This is a genomic window from Stenotrophomonas lactitubi, from assembly GCF_002803515.1.
In the GTDB taxonomy this organism is placed as follows: domain Bacteria; phylum Pseudomonadota; class Gammaproteobacteria; order Xanthomonadales; family Xanthomonadaceae; genus Stenotrophomonas; species Stenotrophomonas lactitubi.
The window spans coordinates 2,132,995-2,157,852 of sequence record NZ_PHQX01000001.1 but is presented as its reverse complement, the minus strand read 5'-3'; the positions used below and the strand labels follow the sequence as shown (position 1 = coordinate 2,157,852).

At 67.3% G+C, this 24,858-nt stretch carries 21 protein-coding genes; 9 read left to right on the top strand and 12 right to left on the bottom strand.

Features of this window, described 5'->3' with window-relative positions; genetic code table 11:
• Positions 1-15: 15 nt before the first annotated feature.
• The 4 genes from cpaB to CR156_RS10085 all read right to left on the bottom strand — a co-directional run bounded on the left by cpaB (position 16) and on the right by CR156_RS10085 (position 2,388).
• Positions 16-1,065, bottom strand: coding sequence for a Flp pilus assembly protein CpaB (cpaB, locus tag CR156_RS10100; protein ID WP_100552755.1), 1,050 nt, complete (start codon positions 1,063-1,065; stop codon positions 16-18).
• 24 nt (positions 1,066-1,089) lie between these two features.
• A complete protein-coding gene (locus CR156_RS10095; RefSeq protein ID WP_089235916.1) occupies positions 1,090-1,563 on the bottom strand; it encodes a TadE/TadG family type IV pilus assembly protein in 474 nt (157 codons plus the stop codon).
• A complete protein-coding gene (locus CR156_RS10090; protein WP_100552754.1) occupies positions 1,560-2,105 on the bottom strand; it encodes an A24 family peptidase in 546 nt (181 codons plus the stop codon). The genes CR156_RS10095 and CR156_RS10090 overlap by 4 nt, the downstream gene beginning before the upstream one ends.
• A 100-nt stretch (positions 2,106-2,205) precedes the next feature.
• Positions 2,206-2,388, bottom strand: a complete 183-nt coding sequence (locus tag CR156_RS10085; protein WP_025878547.1) for a Flp family type IVb pilin — start codon at positions 2,386-2,388, stop codon at positions 2,206-2,208.
• Positions 2,389-3,079: 691 nt separating this feature from the next.
• Here CR156_RS10085 and CR156_RS10080 point away from each other — a divergent pair.
• The 4 genes from CR156_RS10080 (at position 3,080) to CR156_RS10065 (ending at position 10,698) form a co-directional block, all read left to right on the top strand.
• Positions 3,080-4,060, top strand: coding sequence for an AraC family transcriptional regulator (locus tag CR156_RS10080; RefSeq protein WP_100552753.1), 981 nt, complete (start codon positions 3,080-3,082; stop codon positions 4,058-4,060).
• Positions 4,061-4,806: 746 nt separating this feature from the next.
• Entirely contained in the window at positions 4,807-9,387 is a 4,581-nt protein-coding gene (locus CR156_RS10075; protein WP_100552752.1) for a YadA-like family protein, read from the top strand.
• Between the two features lie 62 nt (positions 9,388-9,449).
• Positions 9,450-10,286 (top strand): OmpA family protein, encoded by an 837-nt coding sequence (locus CR156_RS10070; protein ID WP_100552751.1) that lies wholly within the window; start codon positions 9,450-9,452, stop codon positions 10,284-10,286.
• A gap of 121 nt (positions 10,287-10,407) precedes the next feature.
• Complete coding sequence (locus CR156_RS10065; protein WP_170929478.1) at positions 10,408-10,698, top strand: DUF6959 family protein; 291 nt, start codon at positions 10,408-10,410, stop codon at positions 10,696-10,698.
• Between the two features lie 84 nt (positions 10,699-10,782).
• Here CR156_RS10065 and CR156_RS10060 read toward each other — a convergent pair whose 3' ends face one another.
• Positions 10,783-11,610, bottom strand: a complete 828-nt coding sequence (locus tag CR156_RS10060; RefSeq protein ID WP_100552750.1) for a class I SAM-dependent methyltransferase — start codon at positions 11,608-11,610, stop codon at positions 10,783-10,785.
• 64 nt (positions 11,611-11,674) lie between these two features.
• Between CR156_RS10060 and CR156_RS10055 the strand changes: the two genes are divergently transcribed.
• Entirely contained in the window at positions 11,675-12,079 is a 405-nt protein-coding gene (locus CR156_RS10055) for a MerR family transcriptional regulator (RefSeq protein WP_100552749.1), read from the top strand.
• Between the two features lie 43 nt (positions 12,080-12,122).
• Here CR156_RS10055 and CR156_RS10050 read toward each other — a convergent pair whose 3' ends face one another.
• The 3 genes from CR156_RS10050 to CR156_RS10040 form a co-directional block, all read right to left on the bottom strand.
• Complete coding sequence (locus tag CR156_RS10050; RefSeq protein WP_025878554.1) at positions 12,123-12,839, bottom strand: MgtC/SapB family protein; 717 nt, start codon at positions 12,837-12,839, stop codon at positions 12,123-12,125.
• Between the two features lie 93 nt (positions 12,840-12,932).
• On the bottom strand, positions 12,933-14,699 hold the full coding sequence (locus CR156_RS10045) for a chloride channel protein (RefSeq protein WP_223880146.1): 1,767 nt from the start codon (positions 14,697-14,699) through the stop codon (positions 12,933-12,935).
• Between the two features lie 63 nt (positions 14,700-14,762).
• A complete protein-coding gene (locus CR156_RS10040) occupies positions 14,763-16,844 on the bottom strand; it encodes a TonB-dependent receptor family protein (protein ID WP_100552747.1) in 2,082 nt (693 codons plus the stop codon).
• 131 nt (positions 16,845-16,975) lie between these two features.
• Between CR156_RS10040 and CR156_RS10035 the strand changes: the two genes are divergently transcribed.
• Complete coding sequence (locus CR156_RS10035; protein WP_100552746.1) at positions 16,976-17,896, top strand: M14 family metallopeptidase; 921 nt, start codon at positions 16,976-16,978, stop codon at positions 17,894-17,896.
• A gap of 130 nt (positions 17,897-18,026) precedes the next feature.
• Here CR156_RS10035 and CR156_RS10030 read toward each other — a convergent pair whose 3' ends face one another.
• Entirely contained in the window at positions 18,027-18,878 is an 852-nt protein-coding gene (locus tag CR156_RS10030; RefSeq protein ID WP_100552745.1) for a LysR family transcriptional regulator, read from the bottom strand.
• A 161-nt stretch (positions 18,879-19,039) separates the two neighbouring features.
• On the opposite strand from CR156_RS10030, the gene CR156_RS10025 reads away from it, so the two are divergent.
• Both CR156_RS10025 and CR156_RS10020 read left to right on the top strand, forming a co-directional pair.
• Positions 19,040-19,393, top strand: a complete 354-nt coding sequence (locus CR156_RS10025; RefSeq protein ID WP_089235904.1) for an SMR family transporter — start codon at positions 19,040-19,042, stop codon at positions 19,391-19,393.
• A complete protein-coding gene (locus tag CR156_RS10020; RefSeq protein WP_100552744.1) occupies positions 19,393-19,716 on the top strand; it encodes a DMT family transporter in 324 nt (107 codons plus the stop codon). Before CR156_RS10025 ends, CR156_RS10020 begins: the two co-directional genes overlap by 1 nt.
• 103 nt (positions 19,717-19,819) lie before the next feature.
• Here the strand turns inward: CR156_RS10020 and CR156_RS10015 are convergent, their stop codons facing one another.
• From CR156_RS10015 to CR156_RS10005, 3 genes are all read right to left on the bottom strand, one after another.
• On the bottom strand, positions 19,820-22,780 hold the full coding sequence (locus CR156_RS10015; RefSeq protein WP_100552743.1) for a TonB-dependent receptor: 2,961 nt from the start codon (positions 22,778-22,780) through the stop codon (positions 19,820-19,822).
• Between the two features lie 66 nt (positions 22,781-22,846).
• Positions 22,847-23,794, bottom strand: coding sequence for a FecR family protein (locus CR156_RS10010; RefSeq protein ID WP_100552742.1), 948 nt, complete (start codon positions 23,792-23,794; stop codon positions 22,847-22,849).
• The gene (locus tag CR156_RS10005) at positions 23,791-24,309 is read right to left on the bottom strand and encodes a sigma-70 family RNA polymerase sigma factor (protein ID WP_100552741.1); all 519 of its coding nucleotides are present in this window, start codon (positions 24,307-24,309) and stop codon (positions 23,791-23,793) included. Before CR156_RS10005 ends, CR156_RS10010 begins: the two co-directional genes overlap by 4 nt.
• Positions 24,310-24,445: 136 nt before the next feature.
• Here CR156_RS10005 and CR156_RS10000 point away from each other — a divergent pair, with 136 nt between their 5' ends.
• Complete coding sequence (locus CR156_RS10000) at positions 24,446-24,826, top strand: VOC family protein (RefSeq protein WP_100552740.1); 381 nt, start codon at positions 24,446-24,448, stop codon at positions 24,824-24,826.
• The last annotated feature ends 32 nt before the right edge of the window (positions 24,827-24,858 follow it).

Here is a 24,858-nt window from a genome sequence, read left to right as displayed (position 1 = left end):
TGCTCTCGGCATGGGTCAAAGGGAGCCACGGGGGGCGGCGGTGTCGCCGCGGATGATTTCGATGCCCGCCGGTCGCGGTGTCGAGCGACGCTGCACCGGTGCGCGCGTCGGCGTTTCGTGGGCGTTGCGCTGCACGCTGCTGCCGCGGCCAGCCAGTGCGTCGCCATCCAGGCCGGCATAGGCGTTGTTCTCCGGTCGCTGCAAAGCCTGCTGCTGTTCGTTGTCCAGGCCACGCACCGGGTCCAGCACGCCGCGCGCCTGCGGGAACAGCGCCAGGTCCGGCAGACCGGTATCGGCGGGATTGCGCAGGGCGAGGAACAGCTTGCCCTGCTGCGCGCCGAGCAGCAGGCGGTTGGCGTCTGCCACCGGTACCGCCAGCACCGCGGTGCGTGCCGGCTGCGTGGCATCGCTGCCGCTTCCATTGCTGTGAGTGCTGCTGGAACCATTGGTGATATCGGCCGCGCGTGAGTCGTTGTGCGCCGTGGCCGGTGCCTCGCCCTGGCTGCTCGTGGGCGCTGCCGCGATGTCCTGCTGGCCGTAGCTGAGCACGCGCAGGCGTGACAGCAGCAACCGCGTCTGTGCGATGTCCTGCTGGCCGTTGTAGCTGGTAGCGGCGCTGCGCAGGTTGAGGAACACGTCGACGAAATCGCCGGGCAGGATGCGGTTGCCTGCCGCGACCAGCTCATCGACCGGCACCGCCAGTGCCCGTTCACCCGGCCGCAGCTGCAGCGAGAAGCCCTGCGCGAGCAGGCTGGCGCCAATCGCGCTGCCCTCGCTGATGTCCTGTACCGGCACCTTGCCGACCACCGCTGCCAGGTCGGCCACCGCCCCCGGCACTTCTGCGGTGCGTTGTGTCAGCCGCACGCCATTGGCGCTGATCGGCTCACCGGCGGGTAGCCGCGCGGTGGCTTCAACGACACTGAAGGTCTGCGCATCGGCCTTTACGATGGTGCTCGGATTGTCCGCCGAGGCCGCCGGCTTGCGGCCGATCACGAAGGCGACCACGGCGAGCAGCACCGCGAGTGCAATCAGGGCGATGGCGGCGATGCGGGTCAACTTGAGCATGAAGAACGTCTCCTGTACCGATCGTCAGTTGCTGCCAAGGTCCAGCTGGGCGACCGCGACGCTGCGAATGGGGGCGCCCATCACCCAGCCATAGAGCGTGGCGGTGCCGGGCAGGAAGGGGTGGGCGTTGTAGTCGTAGCTCACGGTCACGGTCATGCATTGCACCGTCGCCAGGCCGGCGCAGGGCGCCTGCGGCGAAACCACGATGGCACCGGCGCCGCCAGCGCTGCAGTCCGGGTTCTGCCTTGAAAACTGCAACAGCCATTGCATGGAGCGGCGGGCCGCCAGGCAGGCTGCGGTGCGCCGCTCGCCGGCGCTGCCATAGCGCAGCGAAGCGCGCGCGCCCTCGGCCGAGGCCGTGGCCAGGGTCTGCTGCGCGGCCATGATCAGCACGCCGGAAAAGGTGAACAGCAACAGCGGCACCAGGCCGAGAAGCAGCATCAGTGCGAATTCGATGCTGGCCACGCCGCGTTGGCGGCGACGTGCGAACGCTTTCATGCCACGCCTCCATAAGTGGTTGCCAATACCCAGCCAATCGCAGCGAAGGCCAGGTAGGCCGCGTAAGGAATGCCCTGGCGCCCCGCGCGCGCAGCGTGCAGTTCGCGCAGTGCAGGGTGCCCATTCCAGTGCGTGCTGGCGCGATTTACCTGCATCTGCAGGCGCAGCGGCAGGTGACCGGCCAACTGCCGTCCGACGATCACCAGCATGGCGTGGGCGCCTGCGGCCAGGCTGGCAACCACCCATACCGGCAGCAATGCCTTCCAGCCCAGCAGCAGGCCGAGCACGGCGAAGAACTTCACATCGCCGGCGCCCATCCAGCGCACCGCGTAGAACGGCAGCAGAGCCAGCAGGCCAAGTGCCGCGCCCAGCAGGTGTGGCGCCCAGGTCGTGCGCGTTGCATTGAACTGGTTGGCGATGATCAGTGGCACGGCGATCGCGCACGCGGCCAGCAGCCAGGTGTTGGGCACGCGGCGGGCGTACAGATCGCTGATCGCGATCCGCAGGCACACTCCCATGGCCAGCAATCCCAGCAGTGTCATCGCACACCCTCTTCGTCCGTCATTGGACAGTTGCAGACCCCTTCATCGGCCACCGCGGTCGCCATCGAAGCGACCGCAGGTGCTGCACCCCGCGCGACGGCTAGGTGGTGGTGGCGTCGGTGGCGATGGCCTGCAGGCGGGTGAACAACGTGGTGAAGAATGCGGTGATCTGGGTTCTGCCCACCACGATCAGGATGCCGGCGATCACGGCGGCCAGCAGCCCGTATTCGAGCGCGGTCACGCCATCTTCTTCTTTCAGGAACTTGCGGATCGATGCGTTCATGACGGTTGTCTCCCTCTACCTGTCAGTTGCTGCAGGAAACCTGCATGGGCGGTGGCCCGGCTCCGCCGGGACCGTCCGTAGGCCTCTGCCATCCTGGCGGAGGAGGCACGGCGGGCAATCCCGCTGTGCTCAAGCAGGGTGATCATTCCCGGGCAGGGCAGCGGCCGCGCAACCGCGACCGCACGGCACCAGGCCGGTGGTCGAAACGGTATGTCGTACGTGCATGGTCATGCTGTCCCCCTGGGTGTGGCCGCTATCTGCGTGCCCGATCACCGTGTATTCGACTTTGCCTGAATGGCGGTTCCCTGCAACCGGAACCTATATGCAAATTCGGCAGATTCGTTGAATTCCTGAATATTCCGATCACGATCTGTGACGTAAATCCGTTCCTGCGCAAAACGATTCATGCTCGTGCAGATAATGTGAGGTCGATCTGCGCGCATGCGAAAACCATGCCACTCGCACACACAATTTCTTCACGCGGCCGATAATCCGTCAGCCTTGAAACATCCTGTTTACGGCCGCGGATTATCGGGCATACTCGCATTCAAGGTTTTGCATTTTCATGGATGGACGCGCGTTCTACGCAGCGACCATCACGGCAACGGACGATGCTCTTGGAAACGGCGTGCGCCCTGTCAGGCAGTGGGGGCGGGGTCGTGCAGCAGACCAAACGGGGGACGACACTGTCATGGTCGATGGTGGGGTGGAAGACAACGACGACGGCGATCTCAGGTCGATCGACCTGGCCACGCTGAGCGGCGTGCTCCGCGTGTGCGATGTGGAGCTGTTGCTGCTTGATGGCAATGGTCCGCGCGCGGCATTCGCTTCGCGCGTTCACGAGGAAGCCCTGTTCTGCAGTATCACCTGCGGCTTCCATTGTCGCGGCCGATTCATGCTGCCCCCCGACTGGGCGATGCTCGGTTATCTGCACACCACCGATGATGCACTGAGCTGGTGCCATGGCGTGCCGCTGACGCCGGGAATGGCGCTGGCCGTGATGCCCGAAGGCATCAGTGAGTTCACGCTCAGCCCCGGCACGCAGATGACGCTGATGCTGGTGCCGGTCGCGCGCGTGCAGCGAAAGCTGACCGAACTGAGCCTGCGCAGCACGCCACCGGCGGGGCAGGCACTTTCGTTGTTCAACCTCGGCGATGATGCAATGCCTCTGGTACGCCATTACCAGCAGCTGCATGCACAGCTGGGGCAGGGCGGTGCGCTGCAGCCGGAAGAAACCGAGCGCCTGCTGCACGAGCATATCCAGGCGCTGCTCGGTGCAGGCCCGGCCGACCGGCCCAGCTGCAGTCGCGCCCGCCGCACGCATTACCTGATCGCGCAGCGGGCGGAGAACTTCATGCGCCTCAACCTGCGGCGCAATATCTACATGAATGAAATCTGCGACGCCGCCGGCGTCAGCGAACGCGGCCTGCGCTATGCGTTCGAGGATCTGTTCGGCACCTCGCCGAATCGCTATCTGTCGATGCTGCGGCTGTGCGCGGCCTGCCGCAGCCTGTCGATGGCCGATTCCAACCGGCGCTCGGTCAAGGCCATCGCGCTCAGTTGCGGGCTGTGGGACCTGTCGCGCTTTGCCGACAACTACCGCAAGGTATTTGGCGAACTGCCACGCGACACCCTGATGCGCGCGCCCGCACAGCTAGGCCAACCCGCCTGAAGGCATCGGCCGGGCTGCCGCCCGGCACCCGCGGTAGTGCCGGCCGCTGGCCGGCAACCCCAACAGCAACAGCAACAGCCGGCTCTGGGTTTTCTGTAGGTTGGCGGGGCGGTGTGGGCTTGCAGGACACGCCGTAAACCCATCCATGGGGGCTCGATGGCGCCATCCATGGCGCCAACGGTCCTGCAAGCCCACACCGCCCCACCCCTGACAGTTTCCCGATGACGGTTGGATTGACTGTCATGCATTCACTGCGAGCGTGAGTGCAACCTCGATTTTCATTGATTATTTCGATCTAAATGAAAAATGATGATCCGACTTTCCCCTCGGCCGGGCATGGCCCGGCTCTACTACAACGCGCGCGGGAAACTGTCGAAGGCGGGGTGGGTCCGGTTGCGGGGGTGTCCGCGGCATGGATGCCGCGGCCAAGCCTACAGGGACGTATTTACGGCGTCCCCCGCAACCGGACCCACCCCGCCATCCCCCAGGAACCCAGCTTCTGCCGTTGCTTTTGCCGTTGCTGTTGCCTTTGACGTGGCCTCTGCGGGTGCCGGGCGCAGCCCGGCCAGCCCTCCCTGCCGGTTTTGCATATGCGGCTGCCGAATCCGGCCGTGGATTTGCCGGAATGCGCGATTGCCCTGCCGGAATGAAGTGCTCAGCCCTCGCTGAAAGGCGCGAAATGTCAGTCACCTGCCTAACGGCAAGTCCACTGACATTCAAGTTGTCCGCCTACGGGGGAAATGCTCATGAACCGCATCTACCGGCGTGTATGGAACCGCCAGCTCAATGCTCTGGTTGTGGCCTCGGAACTGGCCACCGGCGATAGCGGTGGTACCGCACCGCGCGACCGCCGTGCCAGCCTTCTGGTGCCCAGCACCCTGGCCCTGGCACTGCTGTGCGTGCTGGCCAGCGGGCCTGCGGCGGCAACAGAGTCCAGCCAATCGCTGCGCGATCTGCAGGCATTGGCAGCCAAGTACACCCAGCCGATGCCGGTGAAGGTCGATGCCGAAGTGGCGCTGGCAGCGGCCGCACGACAGGCCCAGGCAAACCCGGCGATCAGTGCGAACGCACGCGTCGGCCTGCAGCTGAGCACGACCTCGCTGCCGGTGGTGCGCGACGTCCTGCCGGCCACCGTGCAGGTCAAGCTGGCCGCCGGCGCGACGCCGCGCCAGGTGACCGCACCGGCGCTCGGCGCCGACGTGCGCGCCAACATCGGCGTCGGCAACGTCGCCGCCACCCGTGTCGATGCCGCGGTCGCCGCGGTCGCCGCGAACGTCGCACCGGCCGCGCAGGCACCCTTGGGCCTGTCTGCCAATGCGGCAGCAAAGGCCAACGTCGGCATCGCCGGTACGCCGGTTGCCAGCGTCGATGCCGGTACCCAGGTTGCCGCCGCAGCAAGTGCAACGCCGTCCGGATTGAAAGCGGCCGTCGATGGCAAGGTCGATTCGCATCTGGTCGTGGCCGGCAACCACATCGAAGGACAAGGCCAGGCCGGTGCCACCGCCGCGGTCACACTGCCGGCCAAGGAAGAGCTGCCGGGCGACACCGATGACCGCGCGATCACCGCCGCGTTCGATGCCGGCGTGGCGGGCAAGGTGCGCGTGCAGGGCAAGGACGGCGAAGAACTCGTCGCTGATCGCAATCTCAAGCTGGCCGGCACCGCAACCGTCGCCGCACAGAACAGCGCGCTCGGCCTGGGCGGCCTGCTCAACGGCGTCGGTACTGCGCTGAATGGTGTTGGCAATGCTGTGGGCAGCCTGCTCAACGGCGATCTGTCCGGTACCGTCAACAGCCTCGGCGGGGCCGTCGGCGGCCTGGTCGGCAATACCCTGGGCAGCCTCGGCCTGACCTCGCCGTCGGCCATTCCGCCGACCAGCCCGAAGGCGCCGGCCGCCGCCGACCCGAATGCGGGCCTGGTGATCGGCACCGGTGGCCTGGTGGGTGGTGTCACCGAACTGCTCGGCCCGACCACCGCCAGCCTGTTCGGCGGCACCGGCTACCTGTCCAACGGCAACCTCAAGCTCAGCACCGCCAATGTCATGCAGACCTATTCCACGGTCAGCGTGCTCGGCCTGCCGGTGGTCAATGCCACGCCGGTCGGCACTACGCTCAATGGACTGGGCGGCGCGGTCACCGGTGGCAGCTCGCACCTGACCCTGATCGGTGGCGTCACCTCCGACAGCTACATCTACAACATCAACAACGGCAATCCCGGCGGCCTGCTGGGCCTGCTGCTGCCCAAGGATTCGCCGGCCTGGGCGGCCAAGTGCCTGGACATCGGCCTGGCCGACATCTCCTGCTGGGCGGTCAACGCCGCGCAGGACTACCAGGTGCTGATGGGCGATGGCGCTTATGCCAACGGTTCGAAAGAAGTGGTGATCGGCGCCAATGCCCGCCATGAGCTGCCGAAAGTCGATGCCAGCGTGGCCTTCCCCGGTGCGGGCGCCAATGATCCGACCGATCCGACCGGCGTTCCCACCGCCGACTACGCGGCGCGCATGGGGCACTCGGTGGTGGTCGGTGACAGCGCCAGCGGCACCGCCAACGGGCAAACCCTGCTCGGCGCGGAGAGCACCTCCAACCAGGCCAATTCGGTGGCACTGGGTTACCGCTCGGCCGCACTTCGTGGCGCCCAGGCCAGCTACAGCGCCTACGGCCTGACCGCAGCACAGGTGTCGGCCGGTGAAGTGTCGGTAGGCACCGCCGGTGGTGGCGAGCGGCAGATCACCAACCTCGCGGCCGGCAGCGCCAACACAGATGCGGTCAACGTGGCCCAGCTGAAGGGCGCCATCAGCCAGATCGATGCGGTTGGCGCAGCGGCGGTCACCTATGACCTGGATGGTGCAGGCGACCCCAACTACCGCCGTGTCACCCTCGGCAATGGCACCGGCACCACCACCATCGGCAACCTGGCCGCCGGCGCGGTCAACGCCACCAGCAGCGAGGCGGTCAACGGTGCGCAGCTGTTCGCCAGCAACGACACCATGGCGAAGTTCTTTGGCGGACGCGCAGCATTCGATCCGCTCACCAGCACGTTCACCGCGCCGCTGTTCGAGATCAGCACCATCTCCACCGGTGGCGCCGTGGCCTCGGGGCTGTATGACAACGTCACCGACGCCTTCGATGCGGTGGACGGCTCACTGGTCAACCTCAACACGCAGATCAACGACATCCGCAACACCGGCACCAAGTACCTGCGGGTGAATTCGACCGGTGCTGAAGCTGTGGCCAGCGGCGCCGAATCGATCGCCGTCGGTGCCGGCGCCAGCGCAACTGCAGCCAACGCCATCGCCGTCGGTGCCGGCAGCCTGGCCGACCGTGCCAACAGCGTGTCGATCGGTGCCGCAGGCGCCGAACGCCAGGTCACCAATGTCGCCGCCGGTACCGCCAGCACCGATGCGGTCAACCTGGGCCAGTTGCAGGCCTCGGAAGAGGGCGCGCTGCGCTACGACCTCAACGGCGACGGCAGCGTCAACTACGGCAGCGCTACGCTGGGCCAGTCCGGCACGGCCACCACGCTGCGCAACCTTGGCCCCGGCCAGATCAGCGCGGCCAGCAGCGAAGCGATCAACGGCGCGCAGTTGTTCGCGGCCAACCAGACCGTGGCCACCCATCTCGGCGGCGGCGCTGCGGTGGATGCCAATGGCGTGGTGACCGCACCGACCTACACGCTCAACAATGTCGCCGCCAATGGCACCGTCAGCCAGGGCAGTTACAACGACGTCGGCACGGCCTTCGATGCGGTCAGCAATTCGCTGGCCAACGTTGCAGACCAGACCGATGACCTGGACAAGCGCGCCGTGAAATATGACGTGGATGGGAGTGGCAACGTGGTCGATACCGTGACCCTCAGTGGTACCGGCGGTGCACCGGTGAAAGTCACCAACGTGGCTGCCGGCAGCATCCTGGCGGGCAGCAGCGATGCCATCACCGGCGACCAGCTGTTCAGCACCCACCAGACCGTGGCCAGCTACTTCGGTGGCAGCACCGTGTACAACGGCAGCACCGGGCTGTGGACCGCGCCGACCTTCAACATCTCCACTATCGCTACCGATGGCACCATCACCGGCAACGATTACAGCAACGTCACCGCGGCGTTCTCCGCCGTGGATGGCTCGCTGCGGGTGCTCAACCAGCGCATCAGCAACGGTGGCGGCAGCCCATACCTGGCGGTCAACTCCACTGCCGCAGCGGCGACGGCCACCGGTGCCGAAGCGCTGGCGGTCGGCCCGCAGGCCAGTGCAGCGGGCGCGGGCAGTGTGGCGGTCGGCAACGGCGCCAATGCTAGCGCAGGCAACAGTGTTGCGCTGGGTGCTGGCTCGGTGGCCAGTGTCGGCGCGCAGACCGGCTATACCGGTGCCTACGGCCAGACCGGTGCCAGCAACTCGTCCGGCGAAGTTGCGGTGGGCAGCAGCGGCAGCGAGCGCAAGGTCACCCACGTGGCCGATGGCTCCGACGACCACGACGCGACCAACGTCGGCCAGCTGAAGAACGGCGTCAACTACGCCATCGACCAGTCCAAGTCCTACACCGACCAGAAGATCCAGAACATCACCAACGTCGCCGGCAGCTTCCGTGCCAACAACAGCAACAACCTGGCCGATCCGTCCGCCAGCGGTGCCAACTCCGCCGCAGGCGGTGCCGGCTCCACCGCTGCCGGGGCGAACTCGACCGCACTGGGCAACGGGTCGCAGGCACAGGCCGACAACTCGGTGGCGCTGGGTGCAGGCTCGGTCGCCAACCGCGCCAATACGGTGTCGGTGGGGGCAGCCGGTGCCGAACGCCAGGTGGTCAACGTGGCCGACGGTTCGCAGGCAACGGATGCGGTCAACGTGCGTCAGCTGCAGGCTTCGCAGCAGGGCACGATCCGCTATGACACCACCACCAACGGCACTACCAACTACAACAGCGTCACTCTGGGCAGCACCAGCAGTGGCCCGACCACGGTGCGCAACGTCGCCGCCGGCACCGCCGGTACCGACGCAGTCAACGTCGACCAGTTGAAGTCGGGCATGGCGCAGACGCTGGACTGGTCCAAGGCCTACACCGATGAGCGCATGGGCGGCTTTGAACGCGACCTGCGCAAGACCGACAACCGCGCCTCGGCCGGTATCGCCTCGGCGATGGCAACCGCGTCGCTGCCGCAGCCCAGCGAAGCCGGCCGCAACATGGCCTCGATCGCCGCCGGCAGCTACAACGGCGAATCCGGCGTGGCCCTGGGCATCTCCGGTGTTTCCGAGGGTGGGCGCTGGATCTACAAGTTCAGTGGTTCCACCAACAGCCGCGGCGAGGCCGGTGTGGCCGTCGGTGCCGGTATCCAGTGGTGATCGCCCGCGCCGGGTCGCACTTGCGGCCCGGCGCAGCGGGCAACGTCTACAGGGGGAATGACATGAAATCGCATCGCATCGCTCGCAGTGGCCGCGTCGCCGCCACGCTGGGCCTGATCCTGGCCGCAGGGCTGCTGGTTGCCTGCCGCAGCCACGCACCGGCCGCCGACGGTCCCGCCGGCAGCACTGCCGTCACCTTCCCGGAGGCCAGCAAGGCCTCGCTGAAGGAAGGCATCTATCCCGATATCGCCGACCTGCGCCGGTTCGCGCCGGGCATGAGCAAGCGCCAGCTGTACACGCTGCTGGGCACACCGCATTTCAATGAAGGCATGTGGGGTGTGCGCGAGTGGAACTACCTCTTCAACTTCCGCACCGCACAGGGCGCCGAATACTTCACCTGCCAGTTCCAGGTGCGCTTCGACAACAAGGGCATCGCCCAGGGCGGCTACTGGAAGCCTGAATCGTGCGCTGCCGTACTGGACCCGCCGCGTCCGCCTGCACCGCCACCGCCGGCGCCCTTGCCGGAGCAGCCGCTGCGACTGGCTGCCGATGCGCTGTTCGGTTTCGACAGTGCGGTGCTCAGCGCCACTGGTCAGCAGGCCGTGCAGGGCGTGTTGGCGCAGGTGCGTGAGGCCAGCCAGGTGCAGTCGATCCAGGTGGTCGGCTACACCGACCGCATCGGCAGCGCTGCCTACAACCAGACGTTGTCGCAGCGGCGTGCCGAGGCGGTGCGCATGGCGCTGGTACAGGGCGGCGTATCAGCGGCGAGCATCAGTGCCGAAGGTCGGGGCGCGGCGGAACCGCTGGTGCAGTGCGACCAACGCAACCGGCGCGAACTGATCGCCTGCCTGGCGCCCAACCGCCGGGTGCAGATCGCCGGCGTGGCCCGGCCGCACTGAATCCCCGTGCCGGGGCGCGCCCCGGCATCCCGAGTCCCCCCTGTTCTGCCGGCAGGACGTGGAAACGTCTCCCCCGTTTTCCACGCCTGCCGGTGGGCAGGTTTCTTCCCTGGTGCACCTGATGAATGCCCAATTCCTGCCCTTGTCCATGAAGACGGAAGCCACTCTCAGCGTGTACGGCCAGCTCGGCAACCATGCGGTGGTGCGCATTCCCGGGCGCCGGCTGCCGGGCCTGATCCTGCAGGCCGACACCGTTGCCGGGTTCCTCACCCAACTGCAGGAAGCGCAGGCCTGCCTGCGCAGCGGCCGCGCGCAGCGCGCCGACGCCGAGCTGGACATGCTGGTCGACATGCTCGAGCAGTGGTACGCGCTCATCGAATCGCGGCTGGCCGATGCAGGCGAGGCGCTGTAGAGAAGAGGGGACGGAGGGGATCAAGTCGTTTCCCGCACAGCCGGGGCATGAACGACTTGATCCCGTCCGTCCCCTTTTCTGTTGCTAGGCGCGGGCGCGGATCATCCAGCAGGCGGCTTCCACCCGCACGCGATCACCGTCGATGAACGATGCGAACGCGGCCAGCGCCTGTTGCAGCAGCGCATCGGCGCGTTCGGTGGGCAGCGCACGCAGGGCCAGGCCCACCGGACCGAGCTGGCCGACGTAGCTGGCCAGCGCGTCACGGGTGAGGAAAGAGGTCAGGTCCAGCGGCGACACGTCCACGTCCTGCCATCCGGCACTCTGCAGCAGCCGACGCACCCGCTCGCCATCGGCGAAGGCGAACTGCCCCGGTGCACCTGGTACCCGCACCGGCAGCACCAGCTGGTCTGCAAGGGCGCGCTCGGCGGTGGTCATGAACGGATTGTCCTGCGCGCTGCGCCAGGCGATGAAGCGCAGGCCTGCGCCGGCTCGGGCGGCACGGTGCAGGTTGGCGAAGGCGGCCTGCGTGTCCTCGAAGAACATCACCCCGAACCGCGACTGGATCCAATCGTAGCGCGCTGTCGCGAAGGCATGGCGCTGCGCGTCGGCAACGATGAAGTCGATGTCGCGCCCGATCGCGGCGGCACGCTGGCGGGCGAGGGCGAGCATCGGTGCGGAGATGTCGACGCCGGTGCAATGCGCATCGGGACGCATCGTGGCGGCAGTCAGCGTGCTGGCGCCGGTGCCACAGCCGATGTCCAGCAGTTCCGTGACGGCAGCCGGCAGTTCGTCGCGCAGCGCATCGGCCATCGGTTGGAACAGGCCGTCCAGCAGGGTCTGCTGCGCGACCCAGTTCTCGCCAGCGGGGCCGTTCCAGAGCGTGTTCTGATCGAGCGGGAGTGAATCTGCCATGGGCTTGCCTTGCGCGGGGAGTACGACCATGGTGGCGCTTGAAGCCCACTTGAGGTCAAGCACGATGCGGGAACTGGATATCGGTGAGGTGGTGCGCCGCAGTGGTGTACCGGCCTCGACCCTGCGCTACTACGAACAGCTGGGCCTGTTGCAGGTGCTGGGGCGGCGCGGCCTTCGCCGGCAGTACCACGAACAGGTGCTGGAACGGTTGGCGCTGATCGGCCTGGGGCAATCAGCAGGTCTGTCGCTGCAGCAGATCGGCGCGGCGATGCCGCAGGGGACAGGGCTCGCATTGGACCGCACGGCATTGCTGGCCCAGGCCGATGCGCTGCAGCGGCAGATACGCGGGTTGCAGCGGGTGCAGGATCGGCTGCGGCGCGCTGCGGCCTGCCCACACGCGGAGAATGCTCGGCGCTGCGCCTCGTTCCGCAGGCTGCTGCGTGCGCAGCAGCGCGTGGCGCATGGATGAGCAGTAGATCCATGTCATGCGTGAATGAACAGCCGATCCCCGCTCAATCGCGGGTGCTGACTTCCCAGGTGGCGTGCAGCACGCCCGGCACCTGCTCCATCCGCGCCAGCACCACGTCCAGCTCGTCGGCGCTGACCGCCGTGCTGACCAGGACTGCGATCACATCGGTAGGTGCATCGGCGTGCTCGACCAGCTGTACGTCGCCAACGGGGTACTGTGCCGCTTCCAGTGCATCCACCAGACGCTCGCGCACGCGCGGCACGGCGTCGGCATCCACGCTCAGGCGCACTTCGTAGGTCGCTTCGCTGGCGGCTTCGTTGATCGGGATGCGGTTGATCGCGTTGACCAGTGGCCGCAGCAGGGTGTTGCCAGCGATGATCAGTACGGTCAGCAGCACGCCTTCGGCCAGCATGTCCGCACCGGTACAGCTGCCCACGGCCGCCGAGCACCACAGCGTCGCGGCGGTGTTCAGGCCGCGCACGTTCATGCCTTCTTTCATGATCACGCCGGCGCCGAGGAAGCCGACGCCCGAGACCACGTACGAGATCACCCGCACGGCCTCGGCGCTGCCGGCGATACGCATGCCCAGATCAACGAAGGCGGCGGCGCCGACGGCTACCAGCACGTTGGTGCGCAGGCCGGCGGTGCGCTGCCGGTACTGGCGTTCGGCACCGATCAGGGTGCCGAGCACGAACGCCGCCAGCAGGCTGACCACGGTGTCGGCGAAGGGGCCGGGCTGGAAGGTTTCAATGAAGCGCATGGCCGCAGTCTACCTCCCACAGGTGACAGTAGATCCACGCCATGCGTGGATAGGTGGGGGGTGCCGGGGACATCATCCACGCATGGCGTGGATCTACTCGTCGACGCGCTCGCCCATCATTTCGCGCTGGCGCTTGTCCAGCTCCTCCGCATAGCGCTTGCGCACGAATGCTTCAGACACCACGCCCAGTACCTGGCCATCGTCGGCCACCACCGCCAGCTCGTCGGCCTGGGTCTGGTCGAACCGCTGCATCACGCTGACCACGTCCGCGCTGGCGGCAAGCGCTACGTCGCGGTTCTCGGCGAACGTACCCACCACGTCCTCGGGTTTTACGCCGTCGCCGAACAGGCGCGGGATCTGCACGATGCCGGCGTAGTGGCCTTCACTGTCGATCAGGATCACCCGGCTGCCCGAGCCCAGCGGGAAGCGCTGGCGGAAGGCGGCGGCATCGAGGTCGGCCGGGGCAGTGGCTACGCCTTTGCGCATCATCCGCCCGGCGTTGAGGTTGTGCACCCAGCCGATGTCACGCGCGCTCTTGATGGTTTCCCCGCGCAGATGCATGCGCCAGGTCGAGAAGGAATAGCCGAACCACTGGCGCACCAGGGTGCTGGACACCAGCACGGCGCTCATCACCACGCTGGTCAGCAGGAAATCGTGGGTGCCTTCCAGCACCAGCATGGCCATGGTCATCGGCGCGCCAACCACCGCCGCGGCCAGTGCGGCCATGCCCGCCAGCGCCGCCGACGTGGCGTCGACCACCGGCACGCCGGTGGCAATCGCCAGCAGCCCGGCAAACAGCGTGCCGACCAGGGTGCCCATGAACAGCGAGGCGAAGAACAGGCCGCCGCGGAAGCCAAAACCCAGCGAGATGCCCGACGCCAGGCATTTGAGGGTCAGCAGTCCGCCGATCCAGATCAGCGGCAGATGGGTGGTCAGGTCCAGGTGCAGCGCGCCGTGGCCGGACGACAGCACCTGCGGGCTGGCCAGCGCCAGCGGAATCAACAGCAGGCCGCCCACCACCGGCCGCCCCCACAGCGGCAACGGGCTGCGCTTGACCGTGCCCTCGATAGAGGCGATCAGGCGCATCACCGCGATGCCGACCATCGCACAGCAGCACCCGAGCAGGCCGTAGATCGCATAATCGGCAGCGCGCACGTCGATGGTGGATGCCGCCGGCAGCAGATAGGCCTCCACGCCGGCCTGGTCGGCAACGAAGGCGCCGGCCAGCGCCGCCACCGCTACCGGCGCCAGTGCCGCCGGCGTATACGCGCCGATGACGATCTCGAAGGCGTAGAACGCCCCGGCCAACGGTGCACCGAAGGCCGCGGCGATCGCACCGGCCGCGCCGGCACCCACCAGGATGCGCACGTCGTTGCGGCGCAGGCGCATCACCCGCCCCAGCTGCGAGCCACTGCCGGCACCCATCTGCGTGTACGACGCTTCCAGTCCGACCGAAGCACCGCAGCCGTTCGACACCAGGGTCTGGGTCAACACGATCAGGTTGTCGCGCATCGACATGCGGCCACCGTGCAGCGCGTTGGCTTCCACGGCATCCAGCAGGGGGCGCTTGAGGCGCGTTGCAGCAAGGCTGACCAGGCCCACCACCAGGCCACCCAGTGGCAGCACCAGCAACGCGGTCCAGGTCAATGCCGGCAGCGAGCTCAGGCGCATGCCCTCATCCAGGCCATACAGCGCCGTCTGCAGGCTGCGTGCCAGCCCCGCCTGCAACAGGGTCAGGCCACCGGCGATCAGACCGACCAGCAGGGCCAGGGCGATGAACCACAGGTCGCTGCCGCGCAGGCGCAGACGCAGGCCCTGGAAGGCCAGATGCAGGCGCGATGGCGAAGCGGCGGACGACATGGTGGCGGCATGATACGCCGCCACCGTGAGCGCCACCGTCACCGCATCAGGCGGTTACCGCACTCAGAAGCGGTAGCGGCCCTGCACGTAGAGCGTGCGCGGTGCGGCCACCATACGGCCGGCGTTGCCATCCACGTTGCGGGTGTACCAGCGCTTGTCGGCCAGGTTGTTCACGCCCACCGCAATCTCGCTGTCGGCCAGCCAAGGCAGCTGCCAGGCCGCCTGCGCGTTCCACAGGCGTACGCCCGGCACACGGCCCACGCGGGCATCGGCGGTTTCGTTCCAGGTGTTGGCGGCATCGGAGAACTGGCCGCTCTGGTGGGTGCTGGACACGTTGAAGGTCCAGCCGGCCAGCGCATAACGGGCGCCGATGCTGTCGGTATCGCGCGAATAGAACGGCACATCCAGGCCACGATTGTCGCCGGACTGCTGGATGGCCTTGGTCCAGGTGTAGTTCGCGTACAGCTCCAGCCCGGCCAGCGCGCTGCTCTCGGCGAAGCGGTATTCGATCGCGCTTTCCACACCCTTGTGGTCGGTGGCGCCGATGTTCTGGAACGTGGGCGGGGTGATGCCCGGAATCTGCAGGATCTGGTTGTCGAAGCGCATCTTGAATACGGTCACTTCCGCACGCAGCGCGCCATCCTGCCAGCGCGCACCCAGCTCGGTGGTCCTGGCGATTTCCGGGTTCAGCGGATTGGTCGCGCTCTGCGAGTTGAGCTGGATGTTCTGCACCGGCCCGAACGAGGTGGTGTAGTTGCCGAACACGGTCAGCTGCGGGGTCAGCAGGTAGGCCACGTTGAGCGAGGGCAGTGCCTTGTCGTTGCGGCTGCTGAAGGTCGCGCCGCCACCGGCCTGCTGGCGGTCCATGTCGATCCACTCCATGCGCACGCCGGGCGTGATCCGCCACTGGCCGATGGCGATGCGGTTATCGACGTAGAACGAGTGCGCATCGGTGGCGTTGTCGAAGCGGGTGGTCGCGCCGGCCGCACCGGTACGGCGGGTCACGGTGTAGCTGCGGTCATTGCCGCGCTCGCGCAGGAAGCGGTAGCCGGCGGTGATGTCGTGCACGCTGCTGCCCCAGTGCAGGCGCTGGGTGTAGCGCGGTTCGATGCCGAGCACGCGGTAGTCGCGCGGCTGCACGGTGATCTGCGTGTTGGCGGCATTGATCAGCGAGCTGGCGCGGTTGCTTTCGTTGTAATACGCCAGCACCTCGAACTCGCTGTTCTCCGACAGCGTGTTGGTGTAGCCCAGGTCGATGCCGGTGCGATGGCCCTTCCAGAAGTCGGTCGGCCGGGTGTTCTGGAACGGATCGGTCTCGTACTGTGCGCGGGTCAGGCCACCGGGAGTCAGCGAGCGCACGTCGTAGTACGAGAGTTTGGCGCGCAGTTCCTGTTGCGCATCGATGGCATAGGCGAACTTCAGTGCCAGGTCGTCGAAACGGTCATCGCTGCCCTGGCGCCAGCCGCGGCCGTCCTGCCCGGAATACAGCAGGGCCATGCCCAGGCCGTTGTCGGCGGTGCCGCCGAGGAACGCGTTGTACTGGGTGCTGTCGCCGCCGCCGTGGTCGTAGGCGCTGTAGCGCACGCCGGCCTCGCCGTGCAGGCCGGCCACGGTCGGAATCGCACGGGTGCTGAAGTTGATGATGCCGCCGACATTCTGCGGCCCGTAGCGCACCGCACCGCCGCCACGCACCACGTCGATCGACTCGATGTTGGCCAGGCTGGCCGGGGCGAACGACAGCTGCGGCTGGCCGTACGGCGCAACCGCCAGCGGCACGCCGTCCAGCAGGACGGTCGAGCGCGGCGAGTAGCGACCGGTCAGGCCACGCACGCCGATGTTGAGTGACACCGAGCTGCCGGCGGTGCCGGAGTTGTCGGTGACCTGCACGCCGGGAATGCGGCGCATGGCATCGCCCAGGCTGGCGGCGCCGCTGGCCTCGATGCGCTGGCGGTCAACCACGGTGCGTGCGCCGGCGAAGCTTTTGACGCTGTCGTGCAGGCCGGTGCCCAGCCAGCTGCCCGATACCTGGATGCTGTCGAGCGTGGTGGCGCTGTCCTGCGCGAAGGCGCTGGCAGCCGGGATCAGGCACAGGGCGAGGGCGGCGGCCAGGGGCAGGCGGGCCGGTTGCAGGGCAGGGATGGGCATCGTTGCGGGCAGTGGAAGGGCGTAAATGAGAATTATTGCTGATTCCATTCGCCATTGGAATCGGCGCGCGGTTCAGCACTTTGGCCCGGTGGTAAAGTGTTCAATTGCCTCCTGACCCGCTGAGATCTGCCATGTCCACTGCTGCTTTCTACCCCGTCGGTATCCCTGGCCAGCCGTGGGGCGTGGCGGAACGGGAGCAGTGGCGTGCGCGCCAGCAGCGCCTGCGCCGTTACGACGAGGAAGTGCTGCCGCGCATCGATGCACTGGCCGAGCGCTTCGACAAGGTGGCTTACGGCCAGCTCGACTATGCAGGCGAGACCTACACCCTGTTCGCCCTGCGCAGCCGCGACTGGAACCCGGCATTGCCGGCCGCGCTGGTGACCGGCGGTGTGCACGGCTATGAGACCAGTGGCGTGCTGGGCGCGCTGGAATTCCTCGAAGAGCATGCCGCCAGCTATGCCGGCAAGGCCAACCTGCTGGTCGCGCCGTGCGTGAATCCGTGGGGCTTCGAGCGCATCAACCGTTGGAACTTCGATGCGATCGACCCGAACCGCAACTTCCGCGCTGACGGCCCGGCCCGCGAATCGACGGCGCTGATCGAACTGATCGCACCGTTGAAGGGCCAGTTCGTGCTGCACATCGACCTGCACGAGACCACCGACAGCGACGAGAGCGAGTTCCGTCCCGCACTTGCCGCGCGCGACGGCAAGCCGTTCGAACCGGGCCTGATTCCCGATGGCTTCTACCTTGTGGACGACAGCGAGAATCCGCAGCCGGCGTTCCAGCAGGCGGTGGTCGCCGAAGTGGAGAAGGTCACCCATATCGCACCGGCCGACGACAAGGGCGAGATCATCGGTTCGCCGGTGGTCGCGCATGGCGTGATCGAGTACGCGCTGGTGCCGCTGGGCCTGTGCGCCGGCATCACCGGTGCAAAGTACACCACCACCACCGAGGTCTACCCGGACAGCCCGCGGGCGACGCCGCAGCAGTGCAACGACGCGCAGGTGGCGGCGGTGTGCTCGGCGCTGGATTACGCGCTCGCCAACCCGTGATCTGCTGACATCCTGTGCATCCACGCATGGCGTGGATCTACTTCAGCGTGTAGATCCACGCCATGCGTGGATGCGGCAATTCAGCGTGCAGTAGATCCACGCCATGCGTGGATGGGGTCCCGTTGATGCATCACCCCAGCGCCTCGGCCCACCACAATGCCGCCGGCCCCGGCGGCGTATCGCGCCGCCACACCAGGTCACTGTGGATGCGGCGCGGCCAGCCAGGCACGCGCAGCTCCAGCAGGCGGCCACGGTCGTAGCGCTGCACCAGCGCACGCGGCAGCTCGGCCCAGCCGATGCCGTCCTCGGCCATCTCCATCACCATCAGATAGTCCGACGCAGTCCATGCCGGCCCGCTGATCGGCGGCGCGTGGTCGACCAGCGCGCTCAGCCGCACCTGCCGGTGCCGGGCCAGTTGCGCGGCCGCGCGCACGCCGGCCTGCGCCAGCGGATGATCGCTGGCCACATACACCGCCAGTTCGCTGTGGTGGGCCAGGGGCTGGGCCACCAGCGCATCGGGGTACTGCGCCTGCCGCGGCAGCAGTCCCAGCCCGGCGCGGCCAGCATCCACCAGTTCCAGTACGTCCCGCCCTTCGGCATCCAGCCATTCCAGTTCGATCTCGGGAAACGCTTCGGCAAACCGCTGCAGCACACGTTGCGCCGGATCGAGCTGGTAGACATCGGAGAACACCACGGTCAGGCGTGGCTCCACGGGTGCGGCCAGACGTACGCTCAGCTGCTGCAGCCGCGCGTCGGCGGCAAGGATTTCCTGCGCGTGGCCCAGCACCTGCCGGCCGGCGTCGGTCAGCTGTGGATAGCGGCCGCTGCGATCGAACAGGACCATGCCCAGGTCGGCTTCCAGGTGGGCGATGGCGGTACTGACCGTGGACTGGGTCTTGCGCAGCCGGCGCGCGGCCGCCGAGAACGAGCCCAGCGCGGCGGCCTCGACGAAGGCCTGCAGGGATTCAGGGGAATAGGGCATTGATCCATCGCTCCTGTCGATGGAATCCATTTTGATACCACCGTAAAAGGCGATGATACTGGCCGCCGTCGCCCCTGTCTGCGGGGCGTTCCGGATCATCCACGCACGGCGTGGATCTATTGAAGACGGGGGCGCGGTCCCCGTCCCGCAAGGAGCTTCACATGTCCCGTACTGTTCCCGCCCGTGGCGCCTTCGTCGCCTGGGCCTGCCTGACCGTGGCGATCGTCGCCGAAGTGGTCGGCACGTCCTTCATGGCCCATGCCGCCCGCGATGGCGGCTGGACCGGCTACCTGATCATGGCTGGCGCACTTGCGCTGTCCTATTACTTCCTGGCGTTGTCGGTACGCCGCATCGCCGTCGGCGTGGCCTATGCGGTGTGGGAAGGTCTCGGCCTGACCCTGCTGACCGTGGTCGGCATCAGCGTGTTCGGTGAGAGCCTGTCGCTGCAGCAGCTGGCCGGTCTGGTGCTGGCGGTGGTCGGCATCGTCTGTGTCACTCTCGGGGAGGCGCACTGATGAACATGATGGCCCTGTTTTTCGTGATCTGCTCTGCGCTGATCGATGTGGCCGCCAACATGATGGTGGCCAAGTCCGATGGCTTCCGTCGCTGGCGCTGGGGTGTCGGCGCCATCGTGCTGGTCTGGATCGCCTTCGCCCTGCTGGGCCAGGCCGTGCGCTACATGGACCTGGCCACCGCCTATGCGATGTGGGGCGCGATCGGCGTGATCGGTACCGCTACCTGCGGCCGCCTGTTGTTTGGCAACCGCCTGCGCCCGATTGGTTGGATCGGCATTGGCCTGGTCACTGTGGCGGTGCTGCTGCTCAGTACCGCGAAGTAGCGCGTCGCTGTGCCAACCAAGGTTGGCACCTACCAGAGCGTGAGCCGCCGCATGCAGGCGCCCCGGGGATGGATTCCCTGGGGCGTTGCTGTTTCTGCTGTACTCAGAAGCGTGCAGTGAAACTCAGCCGCGTGGTCCGTCCCGGCCCGGGCATCAGGCTCATCGCCAGCGTGTCCATGTAGTAGGTGTTGCGCAGGTTGTTGACCGCCAGTTCCACTTCCGTGCGTGGGGTGAACTGCCAGCGTGCATAGAAGTCGTAGATCGCGGTCGGCAGGTAGATGTTCTGCAGGCCGGTCGATCCGGTGGTGTTCCAGGGTTTGTCCAGCTCGTGGGTGGGGCCGCTGTTGTAGATTCGGCGGATGCCGGTATCCAGTCGCCGGTCGAACAAGCGGAATCCGAGCGTGCTGTGGATCGAGTACTTCGGCGGGTTCTGCGCGTTGACGAAGGACGTACCGAAACCGCCGTCCACGCAGTCCGGCGTGGTGTCCAGCTTGCTCCACTTCGCATAGGGATCTTCGCGCAGGCGCTTGGCCGTGGCCGCATCGCAGGTGCGTGCGCGCTGGTAGTAGCTGGCCGACAGGTCCAGGTAGGCAATGCCGGCGTCATAGCCGGACTGCAGCTCGTAGCCGGAGATCGTGTAGTTGTCGACGTTGTCGACATAGAACGCCCAGTTGCTGGAATCGAAGCGGCGGGTGATCGCGTTGTCGATATCGTTCTTGAACCAGGCGACCTTGAATGCCAGGCGGTCACCGTCACGCCACAGGTCATGCTTGAGCAGGCTGAAACCAATGTCCCAGGAACGGTTCTTCTCCGGCTTCAGGCCGTTGATCGGTGCCGACGTGCTGTTGCCCAAGGTCGATTCGAACAGGCTGGGCATCTTCCAGCCCTGCGCGTACTTCACGTAGAAGAAGGCGTCCGCATCCAGGTTGAAGCGGGCTTCGGCGTAGGGCGCAAAGCCATGGCCGGAACGACGGATTGCCGGCTGGTAACCCCAGGCGGTGGGAATCTTCTTGGTGTAGAAGCCGTTGGCACCGCGCGGATCGCGCTGGAAACCGTCGAAGTCATAGGTCTGCCCCAGGGTGCTGTCGCCGTACGGCGTGGCACGCAGCGACTCGAGGGTGTAGGCGCCCTGTGCATCCGGATACCACTCCTTGTACCAGCCCGGCAGCAGCTGCCCGTCCTTGCTCAGCCGCGCGAACGTGTAGCGCAGGTCGCGTGACTGGCTGACGTAGGCCACGCGGTTGCGGTCCTGCGTGCGGTAATCGGTGAAGCGCCCGCCTGCGGTCAACGACAGCCAGTCCCACGGCTGCCACTGCAGCGAAGCGACGGCGCTGGCCTCGCGCCGCGTGCCCGAGCGCAGGTAGCGGTTGTTGTTGAAGTCCACCGGCAGCACCGGCGAATTCGGTGCGGTGTCCTCATGCTGGAAGGCGGCGCCGTAGCGCAGCGTCCATTCGCCCAGGCTGTTGCTGAAGCGTGTGGTGTTGCTGCTGTCCACGCCCCAGCGCTGGCTCTTCACGTCCGACTGCAGGCCAGGGCCATAGGTCTCGCCCAGCGTGTCGGGCATGCTGTCGCCGGGGTAGTCCTTGAACAGTGGCGTATTGGCCACGTTGCTGTTGAACATGCGGCTGGTGGCAGTGGTGAACCACAGCGTGCTGCTCAGGTCCAGCCACGGATGCGCCTCGGGCCGGTAGCGGTGGCGCAGCGAAGTGGCGTTGACGCGCATGCGCCCGGGTTCGAACTGGAACATGGTGTTGGCCTTGTCCACGTAGGTCACCCATTCGTTGGACTCGCCGACGCGGCCGATGGCCGAGGGCATGATTTCACCGAAGCGGGAATCGAAGAAGCGATGGCTCAGTTCCAGCCGCTGGTCGGGGTTGGGTGTCCAGACGAACTTGAGCAGTAGCGACTCGTTGTCGGTGTGGGTGTTCAGTACTTCATCGCCGGGGTGGTAGATCGATGACACCGGCTGGCTGGTCATGCCGGTGCCGCCGCTGGACAGGTGCTGGTCGTCGTAGCGGTCTGCACTGTTGCGGCCGGCGAAGTAATTGCCCTGGCGCCGCCGCGCATAGGCAGCCACGAACTGCCAGTCCTCGCCACGTTGGGCGAAGGCCACGCTGCCGTTCCAGTCGCGTGGATCGCGCAGGCTGTTGCGGTTGTCGTTGCCGCGTGCCACCTGCTTGAACACGTGGGTGCGGTCGATGCTGTTGTCGGCCACGCCGGCGCGCACGCGCAGGCCCCAGGGCTGGTCCTCGTCCAGGATGTCGTCGGCCGTGAGGGTTTCCATGTACACCACGCCTCCGATGGCACTGGCCGCGTTCGCCGCCAGGCTCGGGCCCTTCTCGATGCTGACCGCACTCACCAGATCCGGGTCCAGGTAGCTGCGCTGCTGCACGCCGGCATAGCCACGGTAGACATCGATGGCCTGCTGGCCACCATCGATGATCACCGGCACCCGGTTCTGGCCCTGCAGACCGCGGATGTTGACGTCCAGTGCGCCGCCGTTGCGCACATCGCCGGTATGCACGCCGACCGCACCAGCCAGTACATCGCCGATCGACTGGCCGCGGAAACGCTCCAGCTGCTGGCGATCCAGATGCACGCGCGAGCCGCTGTCACGGTAGACCGCATCGGCATCGGCCAGGCCCCACGGTGAAGCGCCTTCGCTGGCCTCACCGCCAACACGCAGGGTGCCTATCTGGCGAGCACCATCATTGTCGCGCGCCGGCGCGTGGCGCAGCACGACACCATCGGCATCGCGCTGGAAGGTGAGCCCGGTGCCGGCCAGCAGCTGCGACAGTGCCGCATCCACCGACTCCGCGCGCTGCACGCCGGGGCTGCGCAGGCCACGGGTCAGGCGCGCATCGACGGCAACGTTGAGGCCAGATTGCTGCCCGAAGGCGGTGAGGGCCTGGTCGAGCGGACCGGCAGCGATGCGCCACTGGCTGACTGTTGCGGCGGCGTTCTGTGCATGCGCACTGGCTGGCAGGACGGCAGGCACGGTGATGGCCAGGCACAGTGCCAGTGTCAGTGGGCGAGGGGAGGGAAGGGGGCGGGGGGACGTCATGGGGCGGTGTTCCGCAATGGGTTCTCCTGTACTGCCCGGTGAGCGGCAGAAAAGGGAACCACGCGATCAGGCTGGGCGCAGCACGGTCCACCAGGGCCAGCGTTGCTCGATGCGGATCGGCAGGGCGCGCGCCAGCAACGGCAGTGCCTGCAGGCTGTCCAGCCGCGGCAGCACCGCGGTCACCTTCAGCGCCGCCACGCGCGGGTCGCAGCCCAGGTAACCGCGGTGATGGCGTGCCAGTTCATCGACCACCCGCAGCAATGGCGTGTCGGTAACCTGCAGGCGGCCGTCGGTCCAGTCACCGCGCAACGGATCGGCAGCCACGGGCTGCAGTGCACCCAATGCACCAATGCGCGCCCCGCTACCGGCAACCACGTCCAGCGCCGTGCCCAGCAGGGGCAGACAACGGACCGCACCTTCGAACACATCCAGCCGACTGTCCGGTCCGCAGCGGCCGACCGCAAAGCGCGTCCCCATCGGCTGCAGGCGGGCGCCGGCGGTGTGTACGGTCAATGGCAGATGGGCGTAGGCCGGCGCATGCCCGGTCTGCAGCAGCAGTTCGCCCTGCAGCAGGTACAGGGCACGACGGCCTTCGGCGACATCGACGACGACTTCGCTGTCGGCGTTGAGCCACAGCTGGCTGCCGTCGCGCAGGGTCCACGCGCCGGTATGTCCTGCCGCGGTGCGCAGCGGTAGTCGTTGCCGCTGCGATTGCAGGCCCTGCAGGCCGAGCAGCGAGAGCGCTCCCAGCCCCAACGCGCTGCCGATGCCGCGCAGGGCGCGACGACGACGACGGCCCGCTGCATCCAGGGCCTGCGCGGCTGCATGCGGCGCCAGCGGAGCAAACGAGGTCCAGATGGATTCGACCCGCTGCCATGCACGGGCGTGTTCGGCATGCTCGCGCAGCCACGCTTCCCAGCGGCATTGATCGTCGCCACTCCAGGCGCCCTGCTGGCGCAACGCGAACCACTCGGCGGCCTGTTCAAGCGCCGGATAGGCGATACCTTGGCTCATGCCGGGAGGTCGCCGCTGAGCTGCAGGCAATGCAGCATGGCCTGCGCCATGTACTTCTTGACCATCCGTTCGGAGACGCCCAGCTGCTGGCCGATCTGCGCATAGCCCATGCCGGAGAGTCGCGCCATGAGGAAGGCGCGCCGCGGCCGCTCGGGCAGGCCCTGCAGCATGTCGGCGATGGCATGCAGCAGTTGCAGCGCCTGGGTGCGTTCTTCGGCGGAGGGATGCACCGGCTCCGGTTGTGCTGCCAGTGCCGCCAGATAGGCCCGCTCCAGATCGGCGCGCTGCCAGTGGTTGACCAGCAGCGCGTGGGCGATGGTGGTCAGGTAGGCGCGTGGCAGGCGCAGCTCGGCAGGGTCCACTCGGCGGCTGAGCAGGCGTACGAAGGTGTCCTGGGTCAGGTCGGCCGCGCACTCGGCATTGTGGGTGCGCCGCCGCAGCCAGCCCAGCAGCCAGCCGTGGTGTTCGCGGTAGAACCCCGCCAGCACGGAGCTGGAGGTGGCGGGCACGGCCATCGGATTCAATCGTCAATGAGAATGATTCCCATTATAGTCGCGTGAAGGCGCCCGCGACAAACCCACGGCGGCCGGCGCCGTTGCCGTCGTCGATGCGGTGGCCGACACTTGGGCTTTCCCGCAACGGAGTGCCCGCATGTTCAGTCACGTCACCGTCGGAACCAACGACATGGAGATCTCCCGTCGCTTCTACGATGCGTTGTTCACCGCCGTCGGCGCCCGCACAGGCGTGTTCGATGACGAGGGCAAGCTGGTCTACATCAAGGATGGGCGCATGTTCATGGTCATTCCGCCCATCGATGGACAGGCGGCATGCCACGCCAACGGTGGCACCATCGGCTTTGCGCTGGCAGACCCACAGGCGGTGCATGCCTGGCAGGAAGCGGGCGTGGCCCATGGCGGTACTGCGGTGGAAGACCCGGCTGGCGTGCGGCAGAAGGCAGGGCGCCAGTTGTACCTGGCCTACCTGCGTGATCCGGACGGCAACAAGCTGTGCGCCGTGCATGTGATGCAGTAAGGCCGGAGCGGCGCGCGCGCCGTGCAGGCGCG

Bases quoted from the DNA above. Each gene is read 5' to 3' on its own strand.
- cpaB (WP_100552755.1), bottom strand. From the start codon at position 1,065: ATGCTCAAGTTGACCCGCATCGCCGCCATCGCCCTGATTGCACTCGCG.
- CR156_RS10095 (WP_089235916.1), bottom strand. From the start codon at position 1,563: ATGAAAGCGTTCGCACGTCGCCGCCAACGCGGCGTGGCCAGCATCGAA.
- CR156_RS10090 (WP_100552754.1), bottom strand. From the start codon at position 2,105: ATGACACTGCTGGGATTGCTGGCCATGGGAGTGTGCCTGCGGATCGCG.
- CR156_RS10085 (WP_025878547.1), bottom strand. From the start codon at position 2,388: ATGAACGCATCGATCCGCAAGTTCCTGAAAGAAGAAGATGGCGTGACC.
- CR156_RS10080 (WP_100552753.1), top strand. From the start codon at position 3,080: ATGGTCGATGGTGGGGTGGAAGACAACGACGACGGCGATCTCAGGTCG.
- CR156_RS10075 (WP_100552752.1), top strand. From the start codon at position 4,807: ATGAACCGCATCTACCGGCGTGTATGGAACCGCCAGCTCAATGCTCTG.
- CR156_RS10070 (WP_100552751.1), top strand. From the start codon at position 9,450: ATGAAATCGCATCGCATCGCTCGCAGTGGCCGCGTCGCCGCCACGCTG.
- CR156_RS10065 (WP_170929478.1), top strand. From the start codon at position 10,408: ATGAATGCCCAATTCCTGCCCTTGTCCATGAAGACGGAAGCCACTCTC.
- CR156_RS10060 (WP_100552750.1), bottom strand. From the start codon at position 11,610: ATGGCAGATTCACTCCCGCTCGATCAGAACACGCTCTGGAACGGCCCC.
- CR156_RS10055 (WP_100552749.1), top strand. From the start codon at position 11,675: ATGCGGGAACTGGATATCGGTGAGGTGGTGCGCCGCAGTGGTGTACCG.
- CR156_RS10050 (WP_025878554.1), bottom strand. From the start codon at position 12,839: ATGCGCTTCATTGAAACCTTCCAGCCCGGCCCCTTCGCCGACACCGTG.
- CR156_RS10045 (WP_223880146.1), bottom strand. From the start codon at position 14,699: ATGTCGTCCGCCGCTTCGCCATCGCGCCTGCATCTGGCCTTCCAGGGC.
- CR156_RS10040 (WP_100552747.1), bottom strand. From the start codon at position 16,844: ATGCCCATCCCTGCCCTGCAACCGGCCCGCCTGCCCCTGGCCGCCGCC.
- CR156_RS10035 (WP_100552746.1), top strand. From the start codon at position 16,976: ATGTCCACTGCTGCTTTCTACCCCGTCGGTATCCCTGGCCAGCCGTGG.
- CR156_RS10030 (WP_100552745.1), bottom strand. From the start codon at position 18,878: ATGCCCTATTCCCCTGAATCCCTGCAGGCCTTCGTCGAGGCCGCCGCG.
- CR156_RS10025 (WP_089235904.1), top strand. From the start codon at position 19,040: ATGTCCCGTACTGTTCCCGCCCGTGGCGCCTTCGTCGCCTGGGCCTGC.
- CR156_RS10020 (WP_100552744.1), top strand. From the start codon at position 19,393: ATGAACATGATGGCCCTGTTTTTCGTGATCTGCTCTGCGCTGATCGAT.
- CR156_RS10015 (WP_100552743.1), bottom strand. From the start codon at position 22,780: ATGACGTCCCCCCGCCCCCTTCCCTCCCCTCGCCCACTGACACTGGCA.
- CR156_RS10010 (WP_100552742.1), bottom strand. From the start codon at position 23,794: ATGAGCCAAGGTATCGCCTATCCGGCGCTTGAACAGGCCGCCGAGTGG.
- CR156_RS10005 (WP_100552741.1), bottom strand. From the start codon at position 24,309: ATGGCCGTGCCCGCCACCTCCAGCTCCGTGCTGGCGGGGTTCTACCGC.
- CR156_RS10000 (WP_100552740.1), top strand. From the start codon at position 24,446: ATGTTCAGTCACGTCACCGTCGGAACCAACGACATGGAGATCTCCCGT.